Raw genomic sequence first — 25,740 nt, 5'->3', positions numbered from 1 at the left:
GCACAACCAATTGATAATGCTATCTAAATTCGTCGCCGGACAGTGCGTAACGCCGCATTTTGTCGTACAGTGTCTTCTTGGGTATGCCAAGACTCTCGCTGACGGCGAGAACGTCGCCATGATGCCTGCGCAAGGTCTCAATGATCAGACCTCGTTCGAAATCACCGACGACGTCCTTCAGCGATCTGTCCGCGCTGTCATTGGCGGCATCGGAATTGAACCGTCCGCCCAGCAAGCCCAGAACGAAACGGTCCGCGACATTCCCGAGTTCGCGAACATTTCCGGGCCAGTCGAACGACACCAGGTCGCGCATCAGTTGATCCGTGACAATCGGCGCTTCGCGCTTGTAGCGGGCGGCTGCCAGCAGGACATGATGCTCGAACAGCTGTGGAATATCTTCGCGCCGCTCCCGAAGCGGCGGTATGGACAGGGTAACCACGTTGAACCGGAAGTAGAGATCGCTTCTGAACCGCCCCGTATCGCGCTGCGATTTCAGGTCCAGCTTCGTCGCCGCGACAACACGAACCGGTATTTCGATCAACTTGTTGGAGCCGAGGCGTTCAAGTTGGCGAAACTGCAGGACGCGCAACAACTTGACCTGCAATGCCATCGGCATGGCTTCGACTTCATCAAGAAACAGCGTTCCACCCGACGCATGCTCAATTTTTCCAATGCGCAGAGCTTGTGCTCCCGTAAAGGCACCCTTCTCGTGGCCGAACAGCTCGCTTTCAAACATCGACTCGGGAATGGCGCCACAGTTGATCGCAACGAACGGGCCATCGCGCAACGGGGAGCATTCGTGCAAGGCGCGCGCGACCAGTTCCTTACCAGAGCCGGTTTCTCCATGAATCAGAACATCCGGCGTGACGTCGGACAATTTGAGAATGCTGTTGCGCAACGCGACCATCGCCAGGGAGTCGCCGATAAGCATACTGTCGATGCCTGTCTTCTGCTCGAGGCGCCTGCGCAGGTCGCTGACTTCAAAGGTCAGCCTTCGCTTTTCGAGCGCTCGCGTGACGACGCCGATGAGCAGGTCGTTGGAGACGGGTTTCTCGAGAAAATCATATGCTCCGGCATGCATTGCCTTGACGGCGATCGAAATGTCGCCGTGCCCCGTGACGATGATGACTGGCAGGTTCCGATCGATCGTCATCGCGCGTTCAAGTAACGCAATCCCGTTCATTCCGGTCAACTGAAAGTCAACCAACAACACACCGGGGAAGTATTCCTTCAGGCTTTTCAGGGCCGACTCTGCGGAAGCATGCCGCTCAACTTCAAAACCGGCAAGATCGAGCGTCTGCGCCGTTGCGGCACGCACAGCGGGATCGTCCTCGACGAACATGACCCGAAGACCGTCATACATCGCGGACATCGGGTTCATTCCGATACAAAGGTAGCTTGATCAAAAATATCGCTCCGCGTTGCGCTTCACCGGAAGCCGTAAGTGTCCCACCGAATTGATTGATTATACCGGTCGAAATTGCCAATCCAAGCCCCAGCCCCGATCCCGCTTCCTTTGTCGTGAAAAACGGCTCGAAAAGATGCGAGATGACTTCTTCCGACAATCCGACACCGTTGTCCTGAACGGAAATCAGAACCATGTCACCGGCACGCGATGCGGCGATCCTGACGGCTGGTTTCTCTATTCCCGCGGTTGCGTCGATTGCGTTCGACAACAGGTTGATCAGCACCTGTTCGAGCCGCGGCGCATCGGCGTGAACGCACAGGTTCTCATCGGCAATTTCGATATCAACCGCCACTTCGGCTTTCTTGATTCTGTGCGCGACAATCTGCATGCAGTTCCGGATGCTGCGACTGATCGGAACACGCTGCAGGTTGACCGAGCTTTTCCGGGCAAACTGCTTCAATTGAGCGGTGATCCCGCTCAGCCTGTCGACCAGGTCGGTGATGTCCCGCATGTTGCCGCGCGCAATATCGATTTGAGATCGCTCGATCAGAACGTCTGCATTTTCCGAAAGCGTGCGGATTGCTGCCAAAGGCTGATTGAGCTCGTGCGTAACACCTGCCGCGAGCTGCCCGATCGCGGCAAGTTTGGCCGAATGAACGAGTTCATCCTGGGTATCGCGCAGCTGTTGGTTGGTATCGACCAAGGCCTGGGTACGTTGCGCCACCTGATGCTCCAGCTCGACATTGGCGCGTGCAAGCGCCTCCCTGCCGGCGAGCTGAAGGCGGACAGCGCGTCTCCGTTGCAGGACGAAAAGAACAAAGAACACGATTGAAGTCGCGAGCAGTGCTGCGGCGACCTGGGCCCATCGCTGATAGAGTTTGACGTCTGAAAGTTCGGAAAGGATCACAATCTTCCAGTCGGAACCGTCGAGCTTCTTTTCCTGCGCCAGAAAGCGGCTTCGCTCCTCACCGGGCTTCCCGCCAGGCAGCGATATGATCGCGCCTTCCCCTCCGAAGGCTTCTTCGGTCTTTATTCCGATCGGTGCAAGTTCGACATTTTCGTACTGGCGCGCGTCGCGCAGCGACGCCAGGGCTTCAGGCGCCAGTTGCGTCATGGTACGGTACTGCCAGGCCGGCCGCGACGCCAGGACAATCACCCCCTGCTCGTCTATGACGATCACATCGCCGATGGCGGACGACGGACGCACTTGCAGTCCTTCAAGGTTGACCTTGACGACACCGATGCCGAGTGGCGCCTTCCCGCGCGGAAGTGTGGTGGCGAAATAATAACCCGGCGTCCCACTGGTGGTGCCGATGCCATAGAAACGCCCGGACCCATCACGCAAGGAACGAGCAAAGTAGGGTCTGTACGACAGGTCGACACCGACAAAGCTGGCCGGCTCGTTCCAGTTGCTTGCGGCCATCGCCTTTCCATTAAGATCCAGAAGATAGAGTGTCGTCGTCCCCGCCGCATCATTGACGGCCTGCAGGTAGCGATTGGCGTCATCGACACGTTTTGGATCACCAGGCTGCTTCAACACATCCATCACGACCGGATGATTTTGAAGCAAGTCGGGAAGATAGTCGAACCTGTGCAGCTCCGTTGCGAGCAATGTAGCGTATCGATCAAGTTCAATTCGCCCCCGTTCGATGGTCCGTTCTGATCTCAGGCGAAATGCAACGTCTCCGGCGAGGATCACGGCTACCGCCGCGAGCAAAACCGCGCCCACAATACCGGCCGTCCAGGCGATCCTGGAAGGCGACTCGATTTTGTTGGCACTCGGCTCCATGAGACCCCGACAATGTCGATCACGGATTCAGCATATGGTGTCCCACCGCCAGTCACCGGCGTGATGACCTTACACAACGCCCGGCAAGAAACGCACGGAATTTATCATTGCCGCCTCAATGAAGTTTGATCTGCGGCACGGTGCGGCGCGAGATGAGCCGGCCGAGCGTGTCCAGAAATACCTTGCTCCCGCCATGCAAGGCGACCTGGTGCATCTTGTAGAGGGATCGATACATCAACAGTGCAAAATAGCCCTCGATTTGGAGCTTCCTCCCCTTCCCCAAGCCCATGAGACTGCCGACGGTGGCATACTTGCCGAGCGATACCAGCGAGCCAAAATCCCGGTAGAAGTACGGTTGCAGCAGCTTGTTCTCGAGGCGGCGGCTGATCTGCTTGAAGACATGGGACGCCTGCTGGTGAGCCGCCTGGGCGCGGGGCGGAACAGGCTGGCCGGAAGCGGAATTCAGGCAGCTTGCGCAGTCACCGATCGCGAAAATGTCCGGATCCTGAGTGGTCTGAAGCGTTGGCAACACGACGAGCTGGTTGCTGCGCGAGACCTCGAGCCCATCAAGATGGCCGAGAAAATCGGGTCCCCTGACCCCCGCGGCCCAAACGACGAATTTAGAGGGAACGAGTTCGCCGGAATCCAGATGGACACCCTCACCGGATACTTCGTTCACCTTGGCCCCGGTGCGGACATCGACATCCAGTCCTTTCAAGAGCAGCGCTGTCGAATGCGACACACTCTCGGGAAGCGCGGGCAGGATCCGATCGGCGGCTTCCACAAGCGTAATACGAATATCCCTGGATGGATTGATCTTATCCAGACCATAGGCGACGACCGCCCGTGTCGTTTGGTGCAACTCCGCCGAAAGTTCGGTGCCGGTGGCGCCTGCGCCGATGATCGTCACGTGGAGCTGGCCCGGCTGGACGGGCTGCTCCTGCGTATGCGCGCGGAAGCACGCATTGACTATCTTTCGATTGAAGCGCGCCGCGTGTTCCGGGGTCTCGAGCATGATGGCGTGCTCTCTGACGCCCGGCGTTCCAAAATCGTTCGACACGCTTCCCACCGCGATCACAAGCGTGTCGTACGTAAAGGATCGTTTCGGGGTGATCTCCTCGCCCTCGTCGTCAAACGTGGCCGCGAGGTGAATTTCACGGTTCTTGCGGTCGAGCCCGATCATTTCGCCAAAGCGAAACCGAAAATTATGCCAGTGGGCATGCGCCAGATAGTCGACCTCATGCTGGGCGGCATCCATGCTGCCGGCGGCGATTTCATGAAGCAGCGGCTTCCAGAGATGGGTTCGGGAGCGCTCGACCAGCGTGACCCGCGCCTTGCCCTTGGCCGCCAGACGGTCACCAAGCCGCGTTACGAGCTCCAGACCCCCGGCTCCCCCGCCCACGACCACAATATGGTGCAGATCGCTCTTGTCTGACATCGCCATTGTTTCCCTCGCCGTGCAACCGGGCAGCACCATCAATCGCCTCGCTTTGACGCGGCGGAATCCGGAGCTGACACCGGTTGCGGGTACGCTCCCAAGCACTAGCCCGTGGTGAGTGCCGTTTCCAAATCAGCCGGATCGATCTGCTTGCTCAGGTTCTTATTGAGCGCCGTGCGATCGAGCTCACCCTCCCACCAGGCCACAACCACGCACGCGATGCCGTTGCCGCACAGGTTTGTGAGAGCACGGCATTCACTCATGAACTTGTCGATCCCGAGTACGATGGCCATGCCGGGCACCAGGCGCGGATCGACCACGGCCAGCGTCGCCGCCAGCGTGATGAAACCTGCCCCGGTAATGCCGGAGGCCCCCTTCGACGTCAGCATGGCGACCAACAGGATGGTGATCTGCTGGCTCATCGAGAGTTCGAAGCCCAGCGCCTGCGCGATGAACAGGGTCGCCAACGTCATGTAGATATTGGTGCCGTCGAGATTGAACGAATATCCGGTCGGCACCACCAGCCCCACGACCGATTTGGAACAACCGAGCCGTTCCAGTTTTTCCATCAGGGAAGGCAACGCGCTTTCCGAGGACGACGTGCCGAGCACGATCAGCAGCTCGTCCTTGATGTAGGCCAGGAACTTGAAGATCGAGAACCCGACCATTTTTGCGATGATCCCGAGCACCACGAACACGAAGAGAGCGGCCGTGACATAGAACGTCGCAATCAGCCCGATCAGATTCAGGATCGCGCCGGTGCCGAACTTGCCGATGGTAAAGGCCATGGCTCCGAACGCGCCGATTGGGGCCGCCTTCATGACAATGGCGATGACGCCGAAAACCCCATGCGCCGCATCGTCGATGAAGGAACGCAGCGTGTGGCCGCGCTCGCCAAGCCCCATCAGGGCAAAGCCGAACAGAATCGAGAACAGCAGCACCTGCAGAATCTCGCCCTGGGCGAAGGCCCCGACCACCGTGTCGGGAATGATGTGCAGGAAGAAATCGACGCTCTTCTGGGCCTCCGCCTGCTTGGCGAAGCCGGCGACTTTCGCCGCATCGGCCATGCCGCCGCCGAAGCCGGCGCCGGGACGCACCAGATTCCCGACGACCAGTCCGATCACAAGCGCAAATGTCGAGACGACCTCGAAATAGATCAGCGCCTTGATCCCGATGCGGCCAACCTTCTTTGCATCCTGGATATGGGCAATTCCGGAAACCACCGTGCAGAAGATGATCGGCGCGATCACCATCTTGATCAGCTTGATGAAGCCGTCGCCGAGCGCCTTGATCCAGTCGTTGGTCGCAAATGCCGGCCACAGCCAGCCGACCACCGCGCCGAGCAGGATCGCGATCAGGACCTGGACATAGAGAACCGTGTACCAGGGCTTTTTCTGTGAAACATCGGTGGTTGAAACATTACTGGCAGTGCCTGCATGACTCGTCATAACGATCTCCCCTCGATTTTAAGTCAGCTCTTTATCGACGCATCAACGGAAGCGAGCGCCGTCATGTTCACGATGCCTCGCACGGTACTGGTCGGCGTAAGGATATGGACGGGTTTGGCCGCGCCGAGCAGGATGGGACCCACCGTCACGCCTTCGCCAGCCACGGTCTTCAAAACGTTGTAGGTGATGTTGGCCGCATCGAGATTGGGCATGATCAGGAGATTGGCCTCGGTACGCAGGCGAGAGTCCGGAAATGCGGCGTCCAGAATGCGCTTGGACAGCGCCATGTCGCCGCGCATTTCGCCTTCGATTTCGAGGTCCGGTTTCGCTTCGAGGACCAGATCGAGCGTCGCCCGCATTTTTCTCGCCGATCCTGCATCGGAGCTGCCGAAGCTGGAATGGGAGAGCAGAGCCACGCGCGGATTGATTCCAAACCGGCACATTTCGTCGGTCGCCAGGATGGTAATGTCGGCCAATTCCTCCGCCGTCGGATCGGCGTTGATGTAGGTGTCGCAAATGAAAACCGTATGTTGTGGAAGCATCAGCAAGTTCATGGCCGCGAAAATGCGCCTGCCCGAACCAAAGCCGATCGCCTTCGACACACATTCCAGGTGCTCGGAATAGTCGCCATGGGTGCCGCACAACATGCCGTCCGCACGCCCCAGCCGAAGCATCGTGGCCGCCAGCAGCGTGTTGTTGGAACGCATTGCCCGGTCAATCCGCTCGCGTGAGCCCCCCTTGCGCCGCGTCAATTGATAGTGGTCCTCGACCGCCGACCTGATCAACGCCTCGTCATGAACATCGATCAGATCAAAGTCCCGTCCCTGCTCAAGCCTGAGACCGATGTTCTTTATTTTCGCGTGCACGACGTCGCCGCGCCCGACGAGCACCGGCCGGGCCAGTTTTTCATCCACGGCGATCTGCACCGCCCGCAGGACGCGTGACTCCTCGCCTTCAGCGAAGATCACGCGCTGGCTCGTCTGGGCGGCAGCTTCGAACACCGGCCTCATGGTATTGCCGGACTTGTAGACAAATCGCTCCATGGAACGACGATAGGCCGGCATGTCCTTGATGGGACGGGTGGCGACACCGCTTTTCATCGCGGCTTCGGCGACGGCCGGAGCGACCACGCTGATCAGACGCGGATCGAACGGACGGGGAATCAGGAAGTCAGGTCCAAAACGGGTTTCCTGCTGTCCATAGGCAGAGGCAACGATGTCCGATTGCTCAGCCCGCGCGAGTGCCGCAATGGCATGCACAGCAGCGAACTTCATTTCCTCGTTGATGGTGGTGGCCCCGACATCAAGCGCGCCGCGAAAAATGAACGGAAAACACAGGACGTTATTGACCTGATTGGGATAGTCGGAGCGGCCGGTAGCGATGATCGCGTCCGCACGCGTCGCCTTGGCGAGTTCCGGCGATATCTCCGGATCCGGATTGGCAAGTGCAAGAATAAGGGGGCGATCCGCCATTTTGGCGAGCATTTCCGGTTTCAGGACACCGCCCGCGGACAGGCCGAGAAAGAGATCGGCGCCAGGAATAATCTCGCCCAGCGTTCGCGCAGAGGTTGGCTGAGCGTATTTCGCCTTCTGATCGTCCATGTATTCAACTCGGCCGGCATAGACGACGCCCTTGGAGTCCGAGGCGAAGATGTTCTCGCGCTTCGCGCCGAGTCCGACCAGCAGATCAAGACAGGCAATCGCGGCCGCGCCCGCGCCCGACGCCACGATCTTGATGTCTTCGATCTTCTTTCCGACGATCTCGAGCCCGTTGATGACGGCTGCGCCGGCCACGATCGCCGTGCCGTGCTGGTCGTCGTGAAAGACCGGGATCTTCATGCGCTCGCGGAGCTTCCTTTCGATGTAGAAGCACTCGGGCGCCTTGATGTCTTCCAGGTTGATGCCGCCGAATGTCGGCTCCATGGCCGCGACGATATCGACGATCTTGTCCGGATCGATTTCGTCAAGTTCGATGTCAAAGACGTCGATATCGGCGAATTTCTTGAACAGGCACGCCTTGCCCTCCATCACTGGCTTGCTCGCCAGGGCGCCGATATTGCCAAGACCGAGAACGGCCGTTCCGTTCGTAATAACCGCAACGAGGTTGCCGCGCGACGTCAGATTACGTGCCTGATCGGGATTTGCGGCAATCGCCATGCACGGCACGGCCACACCGGGCGAATAGGCCAACGCAAGATCATGCTGGTTGGTCATACTCTTGGTCGGAACGACGGAGATCTTCCCTGCCGACGGATGCCGATGATAGTCCAGCGCGCTTTCGTCCAGATGATCTGACACAGTTATTTTCCCTCTTTGAATTTCGGACAGTTTTCTGTCTTCTGACGCACACACCTGCCGACGAGGCGCTATTTCTTCTTTGGCATGTAGAGATCCGTGATGGTCCCCTCGAAGGCTTCCGCCGCCATGCCGATCGTTTCGGACAGCGTCGGATGGGGGTGGATCGTGAGGCCGATGTCAGCGGCATCGGCGCCCATTTCGATCGCAAGCGCGGCCTCAGCGATCAGATCGCCCGCCGAAGGCCCAACGATGCCGCAACCGATAATCCGCTCGTGTTCCTCGTCGAACAGGACCTTGGTGATGCCTTCGTCGCGACCAAGTGACAGTGAGCGCCCGCTTGCCGCCCAGGGGAAAACGCCCTTGCCGTATTTGATGCCTTTGGCCTTGGCTTCGATCTCGGTGAGGCCAACCCAGGCCACTTCGGGATCGGTGTAGGCAACCGACGGAATGACCTTGGCGTCGAAGACGCTCTTCTGGCCAGCCGCCACCTCGGCCGCGACCTTGGCCTCGTGCACAGCCTTGTGAGCCAGCATCGGCTGGCCCACCACATCGCCGATGGCAAAGATATGCGAAACATTCGTGCGCATCTGTTTGTCGACCGCGATGAAGCCACGCTCATCGACTGTTACGCCGGCGGCTTCCGCGCCAATCATCTTGCCGTTCGGACGACGACCGACGGCAACGAGCAGGCGATCGAACAGGCCGCTCGAAGTACCGCTCGGTCCCTCGAAAGTCACGTGGAGGCCATCCGCCTTGGCTGCGACCGCCGTCACTTTGGTCTTCAGCAGGATCTTCTCGTAACGCTTGTCGATCCGCTTCATCAGCGGGGTCACGATATCCTTGTCGACGCCGGGTATGATCTGGTCCATCAATTCGACGACCGTCACCTTGACGCCAAGCGAATGATAGACCGTGGCCATTTCGAGCCCGATAATTCCCCCACCAAGCACCAGCAGCCGCTCCGGCAAACCATCGAGTTCAAGCGCGCCGGTTGAATCGATCACGCGCGGGTCGTCGTGCGGGATGAAGGGCAGCGTCACCGGTTCCGAGCCGCAGGCAATGATTGCCTGGTCGAACGAAATTGTCTTGCCACCCTCACCCGTTTGGACCTGCACCGATTTGGGCGAGGCAAATTTCGCAACGCCGTTGACCACCGTGACCTTGCGCTGCTTCGCCAGACCCGACAGACCGCCCGTCAGCTTCTTGATGATGCCATCCTTCCAGCCGCGCAGCTTGTCGATGTCAACCGAAGGGGCCGCGAAGGAGATGCCGTGATCGCTCATCTCCCTGGTTTCGTCGATCACCTTGGCGGCGTGCAGAAGGGCTTTCGATGGAATGCAGCCGACATTCAGGCAGACGCCACCAAGGGTCGGGCCCTTGTCGACCAGCACGACCTTCTTGCCCAGATCGGCGGCCCGGAACGCCGCCGAATAGCCGCCAGGACCGGCACCGATCACAAGCACCTCGGCATGGAGATCGCCCTTTGCCGTCGAAGGCGAAGCCGCCGGCGACGCGGCGGCCGGGGCGACGCTTGCGGCAGCCGTACCGGTAAACGTCGCAATCACAGTTCCGGCGCTGACCTTGTCGCCGATCTTGACTTTGACTTCACCAATGGTCCCTCCCGCGGGCGCAGGAACGTCCATCGTCGCCTTGTCGGACTCGAGCGTAACCAGCGTGTCTTCGGCCGCAATAACCTGCCCCGGCTTCACGTGCACCTCGATGACAGGGACATCCTTGAAGTCACCGATATCGGGCACCTTGATCGTATCAGTCATCGTCTCTCTCCCGTTCCTGTCCGTCAGAGGACGAGCCGCCGCACATCTTCAAGAACCGTCGCGAGATGCCGCGCGAAGCGGGCAGCCGCAGCGCCATCGATCACCCGGTGATCGTAGGAAAGGCACAGCGGCAGCATCAGCCGCGGCACGAAGCTTTCGCCATTCCACACCGGCGCCATTTTGGAGCGTACGACACCGAGAATAGCGACCTCCGGCGCATTGACGATTGGCGTGAAGGCGCTACCGCCAATGCCGCCAAGCGATGAAATCGTGAATGTCGCGCCCTGCATCTCTGCGGGTGTCAGCTTGCCGTCGCGCGCCTTGGCTGAGATGTCACCGAGTTCGCGGCAGATCTCGATAATCCCCTTCCGATCGACGTCCTTCACGACCGGGACGACCAGACCTTCCGGTGTGTCGACCGCGATGCCGATGTTGTAGAATTTCTTGTAAACCAGAGCGTCCTTCTCCGGTGTAAGCGACGTGTTGAAGTCGGGAAACGCCTTCAAGGCATTGACCGATGCCTTCATCAGGAAAGGCAGTAGCGATACGCGGTAAGGCTTCTTCTTGTCGGCCTTGCCGGCATCGTCGAGTTCCTTGCGATACTTCTCGATCTCCGAAATGTCGGCATCGTCGTTGTGGGTGACATGCGGAATGTTGAGCCACGCCCGATGCAGAAACGGTCCCGAGATGCGCTTGATGCGTACCATCGGCTTGATCTCGACGGGGCCGAACTTCGAGAAGTCGACAGCGGGAATTTCGGGGATACCCATGCCGCCCGCAGGCGCGCCGGCGGACGAGCCCTTGGCTCCGCCCCCCAGCGAGGCCTTCAGATCTTCCTTGGTGACACGGCCCTTCTCGCCCGTTCCCTTGATTGCATTGAGATCGATATCGAGTTCGCGCGCCAGACGACGGATCGCCGGGCTCGCATGTGCGCCGGAAAAGTCCGCGATCGCCGGACCTCCGGATTTTTGCGGCGCGGCTACGGGCGCGGCGCTCGGAGGCGGCTCGGCCGCTTCCTGCTGATGCATCACGGCTGGCGCAGCTTGGGCCGTCGACGGCACGTCACCGCCTTCAAGACGGACAATCAGCTTGTCCTTACCGACGCGATCGCCGACCTTCACCAGCACTTCCTTGACCGTGCCTGCGGACGGCGACGGCACTTCCATCGAAGCCTTGTCAGATTCAAGCGTCAGCAGCGGATCGTCGATCTTGACGACGTCACCGGGCTTGACCGCGATCTCGATGATCGGAACGTCCTTGAAGTCGCCGATGTCAGGTACCTTCACATCAACAATGTTGGTCAAATCAACCTCCCCTGGACTCTTGTGCGCGGCGCTTTGGCCTGCGGCAGTTTTCTGATGAGAAAGCGAGCGTGGCCGGCCTCAGACCGTTGCCGGATTTGGCTTGTCGGGATCGATGCCGTATTTGCGGAGCGCGTCGGCAACGACCGAAGCCGGGAGCGTTCCTTCTTCCGACAACGCCTTGAGAGCGGCGACGACCACATGGAAACGATCGACCTCGAAGAAGCTGCGCAACTTCCGTCGGTAATCGGAACGGCCAAATCCGTCGGTTCCCAGCACCCGATAGCGCCCTGGAACGAAGGGCCGAATCTGGTCGGCGAGCAGCTTCATGTAGTCGGTTGACGCAATGACGGGACCGCCGGCCTTGTTGAGACAGGTCTCGACATGAGAGCGCTTGGGCGTCGCGGTCGGGTGCAGCATGTTCCAGCGATCGGCATCGAGACCGTCGCGGCGCAGCTCCATGAAACTGGTCACGCTCCAGATGTCGGATGCGATACCGAAATCATCCGCCAGCAACGCAGCGCCGGCTTCGACTTCCCGCAGAATGGCGCCCGAGCCGAGCAGTTGAACGCGTGCAGCCTTTTTCTTCGTTTCCACCGATCTCAGTCTGTATATACCCTTGCGGATGCCCTCCTCGGCTCCTTCGGGCATGTCGCCGTGCGGATAGTTCTCGTTCAACGTAGTGATGTAATAGAAGACATCCTCGTTTTCACCGTACATCCGGCGCAACCCATCCTGAACGATGACGGCGAGTTCGTAGGAATAGGTCGGGTCGTAGCAAACGCAGTTCGGAATGGTTGCAGCGATCAGGTGGCTGTGGCCATCCTCGTGCTGAAGCCCCTCGCCGTTCAGCGTGGTTCGGCCAGACGTTCCGCCGATCAGGAAGCCGCGAGCACGCATGTCTCCGGCCGCCCATGCCAGATCGCCGACGCGCTGGAATCCGAACATCGAATAATAGATGTAGAACGGGATCACCGGCGTATTCGACGTCGAATAGGACGTCGCGGCGGCGATCCATGAGGCCATGGCGCCGGCCTCGTTGATGCCCTCCTGAAGAATCTGACCGGTCTTGTCCTCGCGATAGAACATCATCTGATCGGCATCCTGAGGCCGATAGAGCTGTCCGACCTGCGAGAAGATTCCGAACTGACGGAACATACCCTCCATGCCGAAGGTGCGGCTCTCATCCGGAACGATGGGAACGATGCGCTTTCCGATTTCCTTGTCACGCAACAACGCATTGAGAATGCGCACAAAGGCCATGGTGGTGGAGATCTCACGACCTTCCGTCGACTTCAGTTGCGGGCCAAATGCCGACAACGCCGGAATTGCAATCGTCTCGGACTTGGTACGGCGTGCGGGCAAGTGTCCGCCAAGCGCGGCACGGCGCTCGGCGAGGTATTTCATCTCGGGCGAATCGGCGGCCAGGCGGACGAACGGCACGTCCTTCAGCTCTTCGTCGGAGACCGGAATCTGGAATCGGTCACGGAACTGGCGAAGGGCCTCCTCGTTCATCTTCTTGGCCTGATGCGAGATCATCTGGCCTTCGCCGGATTCACCCATGCCATAGCCCTTGACGGTCTTTGCCAGAATGACCGTCGGCTGCCCCTTGTGCTCGGAAGCTGCCTTGTAGGCGGCGTAAACCTTCAGGGGATCGTGACCCCCGCGGGTCATTCCCCAGATTTCGTCGTCGCTCATATGGGCGACCATGCTTTTTAGTTCGGGATATTTTCCAAAGAAGTGTTCGCGGACATAGGCTCCGTTTTTCGATTTGTAGTCCTGGTATTCGCCGTCGACGCACTCTTCCATGCGCTTTCTAAGAATGCCGGTGACGTCGGCGGCCAGCAATTGATCCCAGCCCGAGCCCCACAGCACCTTGATGACGTTCCAGCCGGCGCCACGGAAATCGGCTTCCAGTTCCTGCACGATCTTGCCGTTGCCGCGCACCGGTCCGTCGAGGCGCTGCAAATTGCAATTGATCACAAACACCAGATTGTCGAGATGCTCGCGACCGCCCAACGATATCGCGCCGAGCGACTCCGGCTCGTCCATCTCGCCGTCGCCCATGAAAGCCCAGACCTTGCGCGGCTTGGTATCCGCAAGACCTCGGCAATCGAGGTATTTCAGAAATCGTGCCTGGTAGATCGCCATCAACGGGCCAAGTCCCATCGACACGGTGGGGAACTGCCAGAAATCCGGCAGCAACCAAGGGTGCGGATAGGACGACAGACCCTTGCCATCGACTTCCTGACGGAAATTGAGAAGCTGCTCCTCGCTGAGCCGGCCCTCGAGAAAGGCGCGGGCATAGATGCCGGGCGAGCAATGACCCTGGTAATAAATCAGGTCGCCACCATGCGCTTCGGTCGGCGCGTGCCAGAAATGCATGAACCCGGTATCGTAAAGCGTCGCGGCGGATTGGAAACTGGCGATATGCCCGCCGAGTTCGGAAGACGTCTTGTTGGCGCGCAGCACGATGGCCGCGGCGTTCCAGCGAATAATCGAACGGATCTTGTGCTCGAGGACCCGATCGCCGGGATGAGCCGGCTCGTGATGTGGCGCGATGGTGTTCACATAGGCCGTGTTGGCCGCAAAGCACAGCTTTGCACCCTTGCGCCGGGCGGCCTGAATAACGCCCTCCAATAATTCATCGACCCGGCCGACGCCTTCAAAGGCCTCAACGGAGTCGAGCGCATCCAGCCATTCACGTGTTTCAGTGGGATCGCGATCCTGGTCCAATGTTTCTCTCCCCTTGTGGAGATGCTTTTGCGCACCTTCCTGCCGTCAAACTGACTGGTGACGGCCTGTTTGCTTCAAGAGGTGCATTTCGCATGCCAGCCAAAGCGAGCTTCGATCCCGAAGGGATCCGCTTGAATCTGCTGGAGATATTTCGCGCTCCACGGCATTCGGCCGTGCAGTCAGCTGAAAAATGGAAAAGATCGTCAGATCCGGTCCGGGAAATCGGACAGACACAATGGTGGCTTCGGCGAGCTTGGAACCAAGCTCGGCTACGGCCTTTGGAGCCCGAGCAACATGCTCACCGCCGCTTGCCGATCAGCTTGAGCGCGCCGGCGGCGGCCTTCTCATCCGTCACCAGCACCTTGCCGATCCGACCCTGCAGCGCCGCCGCGATGACCGGCACCTTGTTGGTGCCGCCCGCGATCAGCATCACGGTCGGCGCCCGTGCCAGCTTCTCGATCGGCAAGGCGATGGCGCGCGAATTGATGCCGTGGTTGATCTGCCGGCCGGACTGTTCGAGATATTGGCCGAGCACGTCACCGACGGCGCCGGCAGCGCGCAGATCCTCGATGCCGACATCGGGCGGCAGCCCGTGCCGCACCAGGAGCGAACGCGGCGAGAGGTCGCCCATGCTGAGCAGCGCAAGATCGATCCGCTCGACGCGCTCCAACACCTCCGCATAGACCTCCTGCGCCATGAAGGTGTCGCGCGAGCGCCGGCTGCTGGCATAGATCGGGGCGGCCAAATAGCTGCATTTGGCGTGCAGCCGGCGCGCCAACTCGCCTGCGATCTCGAAAGTATTGAGTTCGAGCCCGCGCGAGAGCCCGCCCATCATCGAGACGATCCAGAGATCCGGATACTCCGCTGGTGTCACGTGGCGGATGGTTTCGCGCAAGGTCGCGCCCCAGCCGATGCCGATGGTGCGCGGCTTCTTCTCTTCCAGGAATTTCGACAAATAGGCTCCCGCGGCCATGCCGATCAGGCTTGCCACCAGTTCGGGATTTTCCGGGCTCGGAACCACCACCGCGTCGTCGAGCCCACATTGCTGCCGCAACTGATGTTCGAGCTCGGTACAGCTTGCGAACGCCGAGTTCAGCCGGATACTCACGATGCCGCTGTGCCGCGCCTCCGAGAGCATGCGGTTGACGCGCGCCCGCGTCAGTCCGAGCCGCTCGCCTATCTCGGCCTGGGTCAGGTTCTCCATGTAATAGAGCCAGGCGACCCGCAGGATGGTCTGGTCACTCAAAGCGCAATCTCCTCGAGCAACCGCAAAAGCTCGTCATGAATGTGCCCATTTGAAGCGATCTTTTGCAGATCGTCAAACTGCGAAGCCTCGCCCGCAATCGTGGTCACGCGTCCGCCTGCTGCGCGCACCAGCGGCATCGCGGCGGCGTGCGAGACCAGATCGGCCTTGATCGACACGAAGGCGTCGAGCCGGCCGGCCGCGATCCATGTCATCTCGAGCGCGCCCGAGACCACGATGCGGACGCCGCGAACCGCCGAACCGAGCCGCTCGATGATGGCAGCAGCCATCCGCACCTCGTCGGGTTGATAATGCGAGGTCAGGATCACCGATACCACCGCATCGGAAAGCGACCGCGTACTCGACACCCGCACGGGTTCACCGTTCACGGTGGCAAGCACGCCCTGAACGTAGCGGGCGCTGACATCGGCCAGCGGCGATTGAACCAGGCCGACCAGCGCCTCATCGCCATCATGGTAGGCCGCACTGACCGAATACCACGGCAGCCCGGAGGCGTAATTCACGGTGCCGTCGAGCGGATCGATGATCCAGCGCGGTCCGCTTGCGTTGCCGCTAAAACCCCGCTCCTCCGACAGGATCGCCGCCCCTGGTGTCAGCGACCTCAGTCCATCGATCACGATCCTTTCCGCGGCAAGGTCGGCGTCGGTCACGATGTCACGTAGTTCCTTGCGTGCGGTCGCAAGCGGCGCGCGCTGCATCGCAACCAGCGTCGCGGCCGCCTCCGCCACCACCGGCTCGGCGCCACGCATTAGCGCCATCAAATCCGTCCTGGCGGATATCGGCATCAGGCTGCCTTCACGCCGGGCGCACCATCCTCGACCACGAAGGTCGCGAGCCGGCGCACACCGCTGTTCACGTCCTTGACGTCGTCGAGCGCCTCGAAAGCGACCGTACAGGATCGCGCATCGAGTTCGACGGTCGCATAGCCACGCTTGTCGCCCCGCGCATAGGTCAGGCCCGGATTGTCGGCGAGCGCCTTGGCCACGCTGCTCTCGCTCGGCCCCTCGGAAGAGATCGAGGTGCCGACGAATTCGCTCGCCACGGTCGCTTCATGTGGCTGCGAATAATCGCGCTTGAGGTCGGCGGCAAAGTAAGCGTGGCGGTCGCCGCCGATCACGACCGGGTTGCGCAATTTGTGCGATACGATCGAATCGAGCAGCCGGCGGCGGGCATTGGGGTAGCCGTCCCAGCCGTCCATCCAGAAGCGGTTGCCATCGTCCGCCTCGCGCTTGCTTTCGGCCATCAGAGTCTGCTGCGCCACGACGGTCCAGCGCCCGCGGCTGTCGCGCAATCGTGCGTCGAGCCACTGCTCCTGCGGCCGGCCGAGCATGGAGCGTTCCTCCTCGGTTCGCTCCGGACAGTCCGGCACCGTGGTCGGGCGCCCTCCCTTCACGCAGGCGGGCGCGGAGCGGTACTGCCGGTCGTCGAGCAGCATGATGTCCAGCATGTCGCCGAAACGATAATGCTCGTAGATGGTCGCATTCGGTCCAAGCGGGCGGGCAGATGGCGGCAGCGGCATATGCTCGTAATAGGCCTGATAGGCAGCGGCCCGCATCTTCAGGAACTGCTCCGGCTCGCGCGTCGTGTAGGAGCGGTCATTGGCGTAGTCATCCGCTACCTCATGGTCGTCCCAGATCGAAAGCCACGGGAAGGCTGCGTGCGCCGCCTGCAGGTCGGCGTCGGATTTGTACAGCGCGTAGCGATTGCGGAACTCGGCAAGCGACGTCGGAATCCCGACGCCGTGCCGGCGGACGTGGCGCGAGCCCCAGGACTTTTCGTAGATGTAGTCGCCGAGATGCACGACCAGATCGAGATCGCGCGCCGCCATGTCGCGATACGCGGCGAAATAGCCCTGCTCGTACTGCTGGCAGGAGGCAAAGGCAAAGCGGAAGCGGCTGTTGCCCGCGGCCGGCGCGGTGCGAGTACGCCCGACCGGACTCACCGCCGCACCGGCGCGAAACCGGTACCAGTAGACGCGGCCCGGCCGCAGGCCTGTTGCCTCGGCATGCACCGAATGCGCGAGCTCCGCCGTCGCCTGCACGACGCCCTTCGCGGCGATGCGCGCAAATCCTTCATCTTCCGCAACCTGCCACTCGACCTCGACCGGCGCAGGCGGCATGCCGCCCTCTTCGAGCGGTCGGGGCGCGAGCCGTGTCCACAGGATGACGCGGTCCTCGCGCGGGCAGCCGGAGGCTACACCGAGCGTGTATGGGTCCGCGTTGAACGCCACCGGCGCACCGCGCACGATCCCGAATGGCGCGGCCATCGCGGCACTGGCCAATGAGCCTGCGAGGAATCGCCGGCGCGGGATCGTGATGCGGCTCATGACGGCACAGACGTGGACGTCAGTTCGCGCCTGATTTTCACGGCGAGATCGGGCCGGTCGGTGGTGATCTGCCGCACCGGCTGGGCGAGCCAGTGGGCGATATCCTGCGGCTCGTTCGTCACCCAGGCACCGAGCCGTTCGCGACCGAAGACCTTCAGCGCCAGCGGCAGTGTCAGCGTCAGCAGCGACTTCTCGACCGCCACGATGCAATCGGGTATCGCGGCGAGACGGTCGAACGCCGGCGAGATGCCGCCCATCATTTCCGCCGACCTGCGGTCCAGCGAGGCCAGCACCCGCGCCTGCGGCGATAATCTCCGCAACGTCGCGAGCACGTCAGGGACAAAGCAGGTGAGCACCGCGCGCCGCTCCAGCCCACGCCGCTTGACCGCCTCGATGAGCCGCCCTTCGATTCCCGGATAGGGATTGCCGAAGGCGTCGGTCTTGATTTCGATGTGAAGCTCGAGCGGTGAATCGCTGTACACGTCGAGCACGGCATCGAGCGTTGGGATGCATTCTTCGCCGGCTTCGCGCAGACGGATGGCGGTCAATTGTTTCAGCGTCCGAACGCCGACCGGCCCGGTGTCATGCGCGGTCCGATCGAGCAGCGGATCGTGGATGACGACCAGCGAACCATCGACGCTCTGATGAATATCGAACTCGACCGCGTCAACGCCAAGTCCGCGCAGATTGCGAAAGCCGAGCAGGCTGTTCTCCGGCCAAAGGTCGCGGGCGCCGCGGTGTCCGGCGATAAAAACCATGATGGGTCCCCCTATTTACTGCTGTCAACGAGCCCTTTGAGGAACCAGCGCTGCAGCAGCAGGATCACCAGCGTCGGCGGCAGCATCGCGAGCAGCGCGCCGCTCATGGCGATGTTCCAGGCCGGCTCGCTGTCGGAGCGCGGGATCAAATTCTTCAGCGCGATCACGGCGGTCGCCATGTCCTTGTCGGTGGTGAACAGCAGCGGCCACAGATACTGGTTCCAGCCGAACAGGAACAGGATGATCGAGAGTGCCACGATGTTCGAGACCGACAGCGGCAGCAGGATGCTCCAGAAGAATCGCAGCGGCGACGCGCCATCGAGCCTTGCCGCCTCACACAACTCATCCGGCACGGTGAGGAAGAACTGTCGGAACAGGAAGGTCGCAGTGGCGGACGCGATCAATGGCAGGATCAGCCCCGGATAGGTGTTGACCATGTTCCATTCCAGCGCAATCGCCACATCGTGGCCGCTGATCCATTTCCAGAGATCGGCAACATGCAGCAGGTCGGCGAGCCACTGCAGCGGCAGCGCGGCGTTGGCCACCGCCTCGAAGGTCGGCACGATCCGCACCTCGATCGGCAGCATCAGCGACATGAAGATCAACCAGAACGCCAGCATCCGGTAACGGAAGCGGAAATAGGTGATCGCGAAGGCGGAGAGCAAGGACACCACGATCTTTCCGGCAGTGATGCCGAGTGCCACCACAATGGAATTGAGAAAGCTGCGGCTGAAGTCGGCCTTGACCCAGGCCGTCTGCAGATTGGCAAGAAACTGGTCGCCCGGCAGCCACGGCAGCGGCACCTTCTGCACCTCGGCGATCGTCAGCGAGCCCGCGACGAACGCGAAGTAGAGCGGCACGCACACCAACATCGCTCCGGCGATCAGGATCGCGTGGCAGATCATATCGAGGATGGGTGCGCGCTCCACCATGCGGTCAGACCCCGTAATTGACCTTGTGGTCGAAATAGCGGAATTGCAGCAGCGTGCATATCAGCGCGAAGCTCATCAACAGCACCGACTGCGCCGCCGAGGAGCCGAGGTCGAGGTTGATGAAACCATCGACGAAGACCTTGTAGACCAGGATGTTGGTCGCGCCGGCCGGCCCGCCATGGGTGACGGCATCGATGATTGCGAAGGTTTCGAAGAAGCCGTAGATAAAATTCATCACGGCGAGAAAGAAGATGGTCGGTCCGAGCATCGGCAGCGCGATGAGAAAGAACCGCCGGACCGGTCCGGCGCCGTCGACGGCGGCGGCTTCCATCAACGAGACCGGCACCGCCAACAGGCCGACCACCAGGAAGATGTAGTCGTAGCAGATGTGCTTCCATGACGCCGCCATGATCACGAGCCACAGCGCGTCGTTCGGATTGCGATTGGGATCCCAGGAAATCCCGAGCCCGTGCAACATGTGTGCGAGCGGGCCAACGACCGGGTTGAACAGGAACGCCCACAGGATGCCGGCGATCGCGGGCGCGATCGCATAGGGCAGCAGGATGAGCGTCCGGTAGACCGATCGTGCGCGCACCACCCGGTCGGTGGCGAATGCCAGAACGACGGCAATCGCCAGCGTGATGACGTTCTGCGCCACCGTGAACCAGGCCGTCGTCACGAGCGATTGGCGATACTCGCCGCTCGCAAACAGCGCCTTGAAGTTGTCGAACCACACGAAATGGACGGTGGTGCCGAACGGATCGCTCAACAGGACCGACTGCGTGAGTGCCCGCAGCGATGGGATGAAGAAGAAGAACACCAGGATCAACACCTGCGGCAGCAGCAACAGCGTCGGAAGGCCGGCGCCGCGGCCGAAATTCGCTCGCTTCAGTCCGGGTTCCCGATCAGGCTGGCCGCGCTTGGTCGTCCGCGCCCGACCGGCCCGTTCCGTCACCGCGCTACGACCGGCGACAGTTTCGCCGGGCGACTTGTGCTGCGATCTGGCCAGGCCGGAAGGTGGGGCTGCCGGCGCTTCCGGCCAGATCGACGACGTTGCGATCGGGCTACCTGCCTTCATTTCGCCTCGGGGGCCCACTCGGTGCCTTTTCCGGCGTTGAGCTTCTCGAACTGGCGCAGGATCTCGTTGCCGCGCTTGACGGCGTCATCCATCGCCTGCTGCGGCTGCTTCTGGCTGGTGAACACCGCTTCCACCTCGCTGCGCTGCGCCAGCATCGTCTGCACGAAATTGCCAAAGCGGAAGCCGCGCGAATTGTCGTTGGGCGTGCCGCGCGAGAGTTGCAGCACCGCAATCTCGCGGGTCGGATGGTCCTTATAATAGCCGCGCTCGCGCGCCAGCCCATAGGCCTTGTTGGTCGCCGGGACATATCCGGTCACGCCATGCCACCACACCTGCGTCTCCGCCTGGGCAACGAAATCGAGGAAGGCAGCGACCGCGTCGTAGCGTTCCGGCGTGTGCCCCTTCATCACCCAGATGGCGCCACCGCCAATGGTGCTGTTGAGCGGCGGATTGATATCGTTCTCGTGCGGCAGGAAGGTGGCGCTCCAGTTGATCTTGGCGTTGCGCTCGATATTGCCGTGCGACGCGGTCGAATTGACGAAGGTCGAGCAGCGTCCGGAGGTGAACAATTGTTCCGGGCTAAAGCCCTGGCCAGCGATCTGCATGACGCCATCATCGAGCCATTTTTTCAGGCGCGCGACCTGCGAGACCACCTTGGTCTTGTTGTAGACGAATTCGGTGCCGAGTCCGTCGAAGCCGTTGGCGAGCGTACCGTAGGGCTGGTTGTTGATGGCGCTGTAGTTTTCCAGCAGGCTCCAGAAGAAGTCGCCCGGCAGCACCGTGCCACACTCACTGACGCCCTTGGCCTTGATGGCGTAGAGCTGCATCTCCAGCTCCTGCCAGGTTGCAGCCGGCTTGTCGAAGCCGGCTTTCTGGAAGTGGTCCTTGTTGTACCAGAAGATCGGCGTCGAGGAGTTGAAGGGCATCGCCGACATGCGGCCCTTGTAGCTCCAGAAACTCGCCACCGGCTTGATGAAGTCGGAGAAGTCGACCTTGTAGCCCTTCTGGTCCAGAAGTTCCTGCACCGGCACCACGGCGCCCGACAGCAGCATGGTCATGTAGCCACGTTCGGCGATCTGCACCATTTCCGGCGGCCGCTTGGCACGATAGGCCGCGATCACGCCATTGGTCACTTCGTCGTAATTGCCTTTGGCGACCGCCACGACGGTATATTTATCCTGCGATGCGTTGAATTTCTCGACCAGCTCGTTGAGCCGTTCACCCAGTACGCCGCTCATGGCGTGCCACCATTGCACCTCGACACGCGCCGCCTGAGCGGGCGCAGCCAACGCCAAAACCCCGAACAAAGCCGCAATGAATGCCATCTTCTTCACGGGTGATCCTCCCTCAGCGGTCCAGTGAGCCGGCGGTTCAAACCCCGGCTTCGATCATTTGTATTTCTATAATGACATATGTGTCGCCTTGATGAAAGGGGGCCGGATACACGGATTTTGTTGCGGGGAGCACGCCTGCTCAGGCCCGGCTGGTCAGTGTATGGTGGGGTATGGCGCAATCGACCGGGAGCGCGGCGAGAATCGCTGACAGCCGCCTTCTCTGAAATCAACGCGAGCCCTCGGAAAGAACCCCTCATGTCAGACAAACAATCCGTCAAAATCAAAGACCTCTCGCTGAAGGCCGAGGTCGACGCGCTTCTGGTTGAGCTCGGTGTCGAACCCGTCAGCTATAGCGGTGGCAGGCTGGTCGCGAGAACCCCGATCACCGGTGAAACCGTGGCCCATGTCAGGGAGATCGACGCCGCCGGCGCGACCTCGGCGATCGAAAAAGCCCATGCGGCTTTCCTGCAATGGCGCCTGATCCCTGCTCCCAAGCGCGGTGAACTGGTGCGGCTGCTCGGCGAAGAGTTGCGCGCCAGCAAGCGCGCGCTTGGTCGGCTGGTTTCCATCGAGACCGGCAAGATCGAGTCCGAAGGTCTCGGCGAAGTGCAGGAGATGATCGACATTTGCGACTACGCCGTTGGGCTTTCCCGGCAGCTCTACGGCTTGACGATCGCGACCGAGCGCCACGAGCACCGGATGGCGGAGACCTGGCATCCGCTCGGTGTCACCGGCATCATCTCGGCGTTCAATTTCCCGGTCGCGGTCTGGTCATGGAATGCCGCGCTGGCATTGGTCTGCGGCAACAGCATCGTCTGGAAGCCGTCGGAAAAAACACCCCTCACCGCCTTGGCGACGGACGCGCTGTTCGCCCGCGCCCTGAAGCGCTTCAAGGCCGATGGCGGTGCAGCGCCCGACGGATTGTCTGCCGTGCTGGTCGGAGGGCGCGAGATCGGTGAGGCCCTCGTGAACAACACCAGGGTTCCCCTGGTCTCGGCGACCGGTTCGACCGCGATGGGACGCGCCGTCGCGCCGAAGCTCGCGCAGCGCTTTGCCCGCGCCATTCTGGAACTCGGCGGCAATAACGCGGCGGTCGTCACGCCGACCGCCGATCTCGACCTGACGCTGCGCGGCGTCGCCTTCGCGGCCATGGGCACTGCCGGCCAGCGCTGCACCACACTGCGCCGCCTTTTCGTTCACGAGAGCATCTATGACAGCTTCGTACCGCGCCTCAAGAAGGTCTATCAGTCCGTTTCCGTCGGCAATCCCCTCACCGGCAATCTGGTCGGCCCTCTGATCGACGGACACGCGTATGAATCGATGCAGCGCGCCCTCGGCGAAGCCAGGGCCGCCGGTGCGGCCATTGTCGGCGGCGACCGCGTCGCCGCGGCAGGCGCAGACGCGGCCTTCTATGTCCGCCCGGCGCTGGTCGAGATCTCTGGACAGACCGGAACGGTCGAGCGCGAGACTTTTGCGCCGATCCTCTATGTCATCAAATACAGCGACTTCGATGCGGTGATCGAATTGCACAATGCCGTTCCGCAAGGGCTGTCGTCTTCGATCTTCACCAACGATCTGCGCGAGGCTGAAGCCTTCTTGTCGGCGCGCGGCTCCGATTGCGGTATCGCCAACGTGAACATCGGCCCCTCCGGCGCCGAGATCGGCGGCGCATTCGGCGGCGAGAAGGAAACCGGCGGCGGACGTGAGTCCGGGTCCGATGCCTGGAAGGCCTACATGCGCCGCGCTACCAACACGATCAACTATGGCCGCACGCTGCCGCTGGCCCAAGGCGTCAAGTTCGACGTGGATTGAATGGAAATCGCCAATGAACGCGCCGCTTCCGACATCATCGCATTTCCGGCCGGCCTCCCGGCTTTCGTCGATCGGGGTGTCGGAAATCTTGAAGACGCGGGCCCGCAAATGAGCATAGATCAAAGGGCCCGACCTAAGCCTCTCACGTGCTCACCTCCCTCGCTTTTACCGGCGCGACGCGTCGCAGTCGCCCAACTCAACAGGCATCCTGTCAGGTTCCGTCAGTGCGCAGCCGCCGGCGCCGGCACAGCCGCGATTGAAGTCGGCCGGATCGTCAGGAGCAGGAGCAGCCCGGACAGAAGGTAGAGCGCAATCACGAAATACATGCTGTAGGTATTGTCACCTGTGCTCCTGACAATGAGCCCGTTGATGGTCGGACTTATCGCCGGACCGAGGTTGCCGAGACTGCTGATGAGCGCGAGGCCGCCGGCGGCAGCTCCGACCGAGAGGTATTCGCTGATCAACGCAAAGAACAGAGGCGTGGCAGACGCTATCCCGATCACGGCGAACGACAGCGCCAGGAGCGATCCGACCAGGTTGCCCTGCAGCAGCGTCGTCGCGAAGAGGCCGATCGCAGCAATCACCACACATGCTGCAAAATGCCAGCGCCGCTCGCGCCACTTGTCGGAATGCCGGCCGATCAGGATCATGCCGATGACACCGACTGCGTTAGGGATGGCCGCGTAGATCCCGACCAGCAACAGATCCTTGATCCCCCAACTTTGAATCAAGGTCGGCAGCCAGAACACCATCGTATAGGTAGCACCCAGCAGGAGCAGATAAACGAGCGAGAGGGCATATACTTTCGGATCCCGCAGCAGGCTGCCGAACGTGCCGGCAGGCTCCCTTTCGACACCCTTCACGTTACGCGCAAGGCTGTCTTCGAGCAGCTTCTTCTCGTCCTTCGAGAGCCAGCTGGCATGCGCTGGCTTGTCCTCCAGCAGGAAATACACCAGGAACCCAAGAAAAACCGCCGGCAGTCCCTGCACCAGGAACAGCCATTGCCAACCGTAAAGCCCGCCGACCCCGTCGAAATATTTCAAGGTAGCGCCGCAAAGCGGTCCGGCAAGCACGGAAATGATCGTGGTAGCGGACATAAAGATCGCAATGACCTGGCCGCGCCGCACCGATGGATACCAATAGGTGAAATACAGAATGACACCTGGGAAAAAACCTGCCTCGAAGACACCGAGCAGGAATCGCAACACGTAGAACTGCAGCGGCGTGGACACGAACATCATGGCCGATGCGGTCAGCCCCCAGAGCACCATGATACGCAACAGCGTCTTGCGCGCACCGATCCTCTCCAGGAGAAGGTTGCTCGGCACTTCAAACAAAAAGTATCCGATGAAAAATATTCCCGCGCCCAGGCCGTAGACGGCATCGTCGAACGGCAGAGTCTGCTTCATTTGCAGCTGCGCGTAGCCGATGTTGATGCGATCGAGATAGGCGATCATGTAAGCGATCAGCAACAGCGGGATGAGGCGCCAGCTAACCTTCGAGAATACCGCCTTGAGTTCCCCGCTCTCCAACGCCAGCGATTGCGGCGAAGACGTTTGCGCACCAGTCGGATGCATGATCGCTCTCCTCCCAAGGTTTGCTTATCTTTATGTCAGTCAGCCTATCATGCGGAACGCCGGGATGCATCCGCAACTGACGCACCTCCAGGAGCCTGCTCGACCGGAGGCCGCGCCTCGATTTCGCGCAGCGCCGCCCGCAGGTGCTCCACCAGTTCGTTAGGCTCTTCCCGCGACAGCACGCGGCGACAGGCGGTGAGGCCAAACTCCAGCAGGCCGGCGTTTGCTTTGCATCGCGATGTTCAGCGCGCTGCCGTGATACGCACGCGCAGTTTGGATCGGACCCTGGAAGTCGTCTTCAATGGATCGCGATGCTTGTGCGGATCGACGCCCTCCAGTGATCGGCGCGGGCCCAGACTTCCGTGAAAGCAGAGGCAATATCTGCATGCGCCGGTTCGCGATCATCGCCTCGGCGGTTGATCGTGCCTCCGGCGGGGATTCGACATTGAGCTTGTGGATGGCGCATC

The 25,740-nt window shown here is 61.2% G+C and carries 16 protein-coding genes and 1 pseudogene; 1 reads left to right on the top strand and 16 read right to left on the bottom strand.

Annotated elements, in window-relative coordinates; all coding sequences use genetic code 11:
* Positions 1 to 19: 19 nt before the first annotated feature.
* From JQ641_RS17035 to JQ641_RS16965, 15 genes and pseudogenes are all read right to left on the bottom strand, one after another.
* Positions 20 to 1,372: a sigma-54-dependent transcriptional regulator gene (locus JQ641_RS17035; protein ID WP_349628577.1), complete on the bottom strand. Its 1,353-nt coding sequence runs from the start codon at positions 1,370 to 1,372 to the stop codon at positions 20 to 22.
* Entirely contained in the window at positions 1,356 to 3,197 is a 1,842-nt protein-coding gene (locus JQ641_RS17030) for a sensor histidine kinase (protein WP_211997130.1), read from the bottom strand. The genes JQ641_RS17035 and JQ641_RS17030 overlap by 17 nt, the downstream gene beginning before the upstream one ends.
* A 115-nt stretch (positions 3,198 to 3,312) precedes the next feature.
* Positions 3,313 to 4,635: an NAD(P)/FAD-dependent oxidoreductase gene (locus tag JQ641_RS17025; protein ID WP_211997129.1), complete on the bottom strand. Its 1,323-nt coding sequence runs from the start codon at positions 4,633 to 4,635 to the stop codon at positions 3,313 to 3,315.
* 104 nt (positions 4,636 to 4,739) lie between these two features.
* Entirely contained in the window at positions 4,740 to 6,083 is a 1,344-nt protein-coding gene (locus JQ641_RS17020) for a dicarboxylate/amino acid:cation symporter (RefSeq protein WP_211997128.1), read from the bottom strand.
* 23 nt (positions 6,084 to 6,106) lie between these two features.
* Positions 6,107 to 8,380 carry an NADP-dependent malic enzyme gene (locus JQ641_RS17015; RefSeq protein ID WP_211997127.1) on the bottom strand — a complete coding sequence of 758 codons (2,274 nt, stop codon included), beginning with the start codon at positions 8,378 to 8,380 and terminating at the stop codon, positions 6,107 to 6,109.
* Positions 8,381 to 8,448: 68 nt separating this feature from the next.
* Positions 8,449 to 10,155, bottom strand: coding sequence for a dihydrolipoyl dehydrogenase (lpdA, locus tag JQ641_RS17010; RefSeq protein WP_211997126.1), 1,707 nt, complete (start codon positions 10,153 to 10,155; stop codon positions 8,449 to 8,451).
* 23 nt (positions 10,156 to 10,178) lie between these two features.
* Positions 10,179 to 11,498 (bottom strand): annotated as a pseudogene (gene aceF / locus JQ641_RS17005) (dihydrolipoyllysine-residue acetyltransferase); the annotation flags it as partial.
* Between the two features lie 39 nt (positions 11,499 to 11,537).
* Positions 11,538 to 14,192: a pyruvate dehydrogenase (acetyl-transferring), homodimeric type gene (aceE, locus tag JQ641_RS17000; RefSeq protein ID WP_211997125.1), complete on the bottom strand. Its 2,655-nt coding sequence runs from the start codon at positions 14,190 to 14,192 to the stop codon at positions 11,538 to 11,540.
* Positions 14,193 to 14,490: 298 nt separating this feature from the next.
* The gene (locus JQ641_RS16995; protein WP_211997124.1) at positions 14,491 to 15,438 is read right to left on the bottom strand and encodes a sugar-binding transcriptional regulator; all 948 of its coding nucleotides are present in this window, start codon (positions 15,436 to 15,438) and stop codon (positions 14,491 to 14,493) included.
* On the bottom strand, positions 15,435 to 16,214 hold the full coding sequence (locus tag JQ641_RS16990; protein WP_211997123.1) for an inositol monophosphatase family protein: 780 nt from the start codon (positions 16,212 to 16,214) through the stop codon (positions 15,435 to 15,437). The genes JQ641_RS16995 and JQ641_RS16990 overlap by 4 nt, the downstream gene beginning before the upstream one ends.
* A gap of 26 nt (positions 16,215 to 16,240) precedes the next feature.
* Positions 16,241 to 17,782 (bottom strand): alkaline phosphatase D family protein, encoded by a 1,542-nt coding sequence (locus tag JQ641_RS16985; protein WP_211997122.1) that lies wholly within the window; start codon positions 17,780 to 17,782, stop codon positions 16,241 to 16,243.
* Positions 17,779 to 18,540 carry a glycerophosphodiester phosphodiesterase family protein gene (locus tag JQ641_RS16980; protein WP_211997121.1) on the bottom strand — a complete coding sequence of 254 codons (762 nt, stop codon included), beginning with the start codon at positions 18,538 to 18,540 and terminating at the stop codon, positions 17,779 to 17,781. The genes JQ641_RS16985 and JQ641_RS16980 overlap by 4 nt, the downstream gene beginning before the upstream one ends.
* Positions 18,541 to 18,551: 11 nt before the next feature.
* The gene (locus JQ641_RS16975; RefSeq protein WP_211997120.1) at positions 18,552 to 19,472 is read right to left on the bottom strand and encodes an ABC transporter permease subunit; all 921 of its coding nucleotides are present in this window, start codon (positions 19,470 to 19,472) and stop codon (positions 18,552 to 18,554) included.
* A 4-nt stretch (positions 19,473 to 19,476) separates the two neighbouring features.
* Entirely contained in the window at positions 19,477 to 20,550 is a 1,074-nt protein-coding gene (locus JQ641_RS16970; RefSeq protein ID WP_211997119.1) for an ABC transporter permease subunit, read from the bottom strand.
* A complete protein-coding gene (locus tag JQ641_RS16965; protein ID WP_211997161.1) occupies positions 20,547 to 21,875 on the bottom strand; it encodes an extracellular solute-binding protein in 1,329 nt (442 codons plus the stop codon). The genes JQ641_RS16970 and JQ641_RS16965 overlap by 4 nt, the downstream gene beginning before the upstream one ends.
* Before the next feature lie 264 nt (positions 21,876 to 22,139).
* Here JQ641_RS16965 and amaB point away from each other — a divergent pair, with 264 nt between their 5' ends.
* Positions 22,140 to 23,696 carry an L-piperidine-6-carboxylate dehydrogenase gene (gene amaB / locus JQ641_RS16960; protein ID WP_211997118.1) on the top strand — a complete coding sequence of 519 codons (1,557 nt, stop codon included), beginning with the start codon at positions 22,140 to 22,142 and terminating at the stop codon, positions 23,694 to 23,696.
* Between the two features lie 221 nt (positions 23,697 to 23,917).
* Here the strand turns inward: amaB and JQ641_RS16955 are convergent, their stop codons facing one another.
* Positions 23,918 to 25,273 carry an MFS transporter gene (locus tag JQ641_RS16955; RefSeq protein WP_211997117.1) on the bottom strand — a complete coding sequence of 452 codons (1,356 nt, stop codon included), beginning with the start codon at positions 25,271 to 25,273 and terminating at the stop codon, positions 23,918 to 23,920.
* Between the last annotated feature and the right edge of the window lie 467 nt (positions 25,274 to 25,740).

Origin of the sequence: Bradyrhizobium sp. JYMT SZCCT0180, from assembly GCF_018130165.1 — a bacterium.
Classification (GTDB): domain Bacteria; phylum Pseudomonadota; class Alphaproteobacteria; order Rhizobiales; family Xanthobacteraceae; genus Bradyrhizobium.
The sequence above is the reverse complement of the archived record's forward strand: the minus strand, read 5'-3'. Positions and strand labels throughout refer to the sequence as shown.

Coding starts and splice junctions, on each gene's coding strand:
- JQ641_RS16965 (WP_211997161.1), bottom strand. CDS start 21,875: ATGGCATTCATTGCGGCTTTGTTCGGGGTTTTGGCGTTGGCTGCGCCC.
- JQ641_RS17035 (WP_349628577.1), bottom strand. CDS start 1,372: ATGTCCGCGATGTATGACGGTCTTCGGGTCATGTTCGTCGAGGACGAT.
- JQ641_RS16985 (WP_211997122.1), bottom strand. CDS start 17,782: ATGAGCCGCATCACGATCCCGCGCCGGCGATTCCTCGCAGGCTCATTG.
- amaB (WP_211997118.1), top strand. CDS start 22,140: ATGTCAGACAAACAATCCGTCAAAATCAAAGACCTCTCGCTGAAGGCC.
- JQ641_RS16975 (WP_211997120.1), bottom strand. CDS start 19,472: ATGGTGGAGCGCGCACCCATCCTCGATATGATCTGCCACGCGATCCTG.
- JQ641_RS17025 (WP_211997129.1), bottom strand. CDS start 4,635: ATGTCAGACAAGAGCGATCTGCACCATATTGTGGTCGTGGGCGGGGGA.
- JQ641_RS17030 (WP_211997130.1), bottom strand. CDS start 3,197: ATGGAGCCGAGTGCCAACAAAATCGAGTCGCCTTCCAGGATCGCCTGG.
- JQ641_RS16990 (WP_211997123.1), bottom strand. CDS start 16,214: ATGGCGCTAATGCGTGGCGCCGAGCCGGTGGTGGCGGAGGCGGCCGCG.
- JQ641_RS16955 (WP_211997117.1), bottom strand. CDS start 25,273: ATGCATCCGACTGGTGCGCAAACGTCTTCGCCGCAATCGCTGGCGTTG.
- JQ641_RS16970 (WP_211997119.1), bottom strand. CDS start 20,550: ATGAAGGCAGGTAGCCCGATCGCAACGTCGTCGATCTGGCCGGAAGCG.
- JQ641_RS16980 (WP_211997121.1), bottom strand. CDS start 18,540: ATGGTTTTTATCGCCGGACACCGCGGCGCCCGCGACCTTTGGCCGGAG.
- lpdA (WP_211997126.1), bottom strand. CDS start 10,155: ATGACTGATACGATCAAGGTGCCCGATATCGGTGACTTCAAGGATGTC.
- JQ641_RS17020 (WP_211997128.1), bottom strand. CDS start 6,083: ATGACGAGTCATGCAGGCACTGCCAGTAATGTTTCAACCACCGATGTT.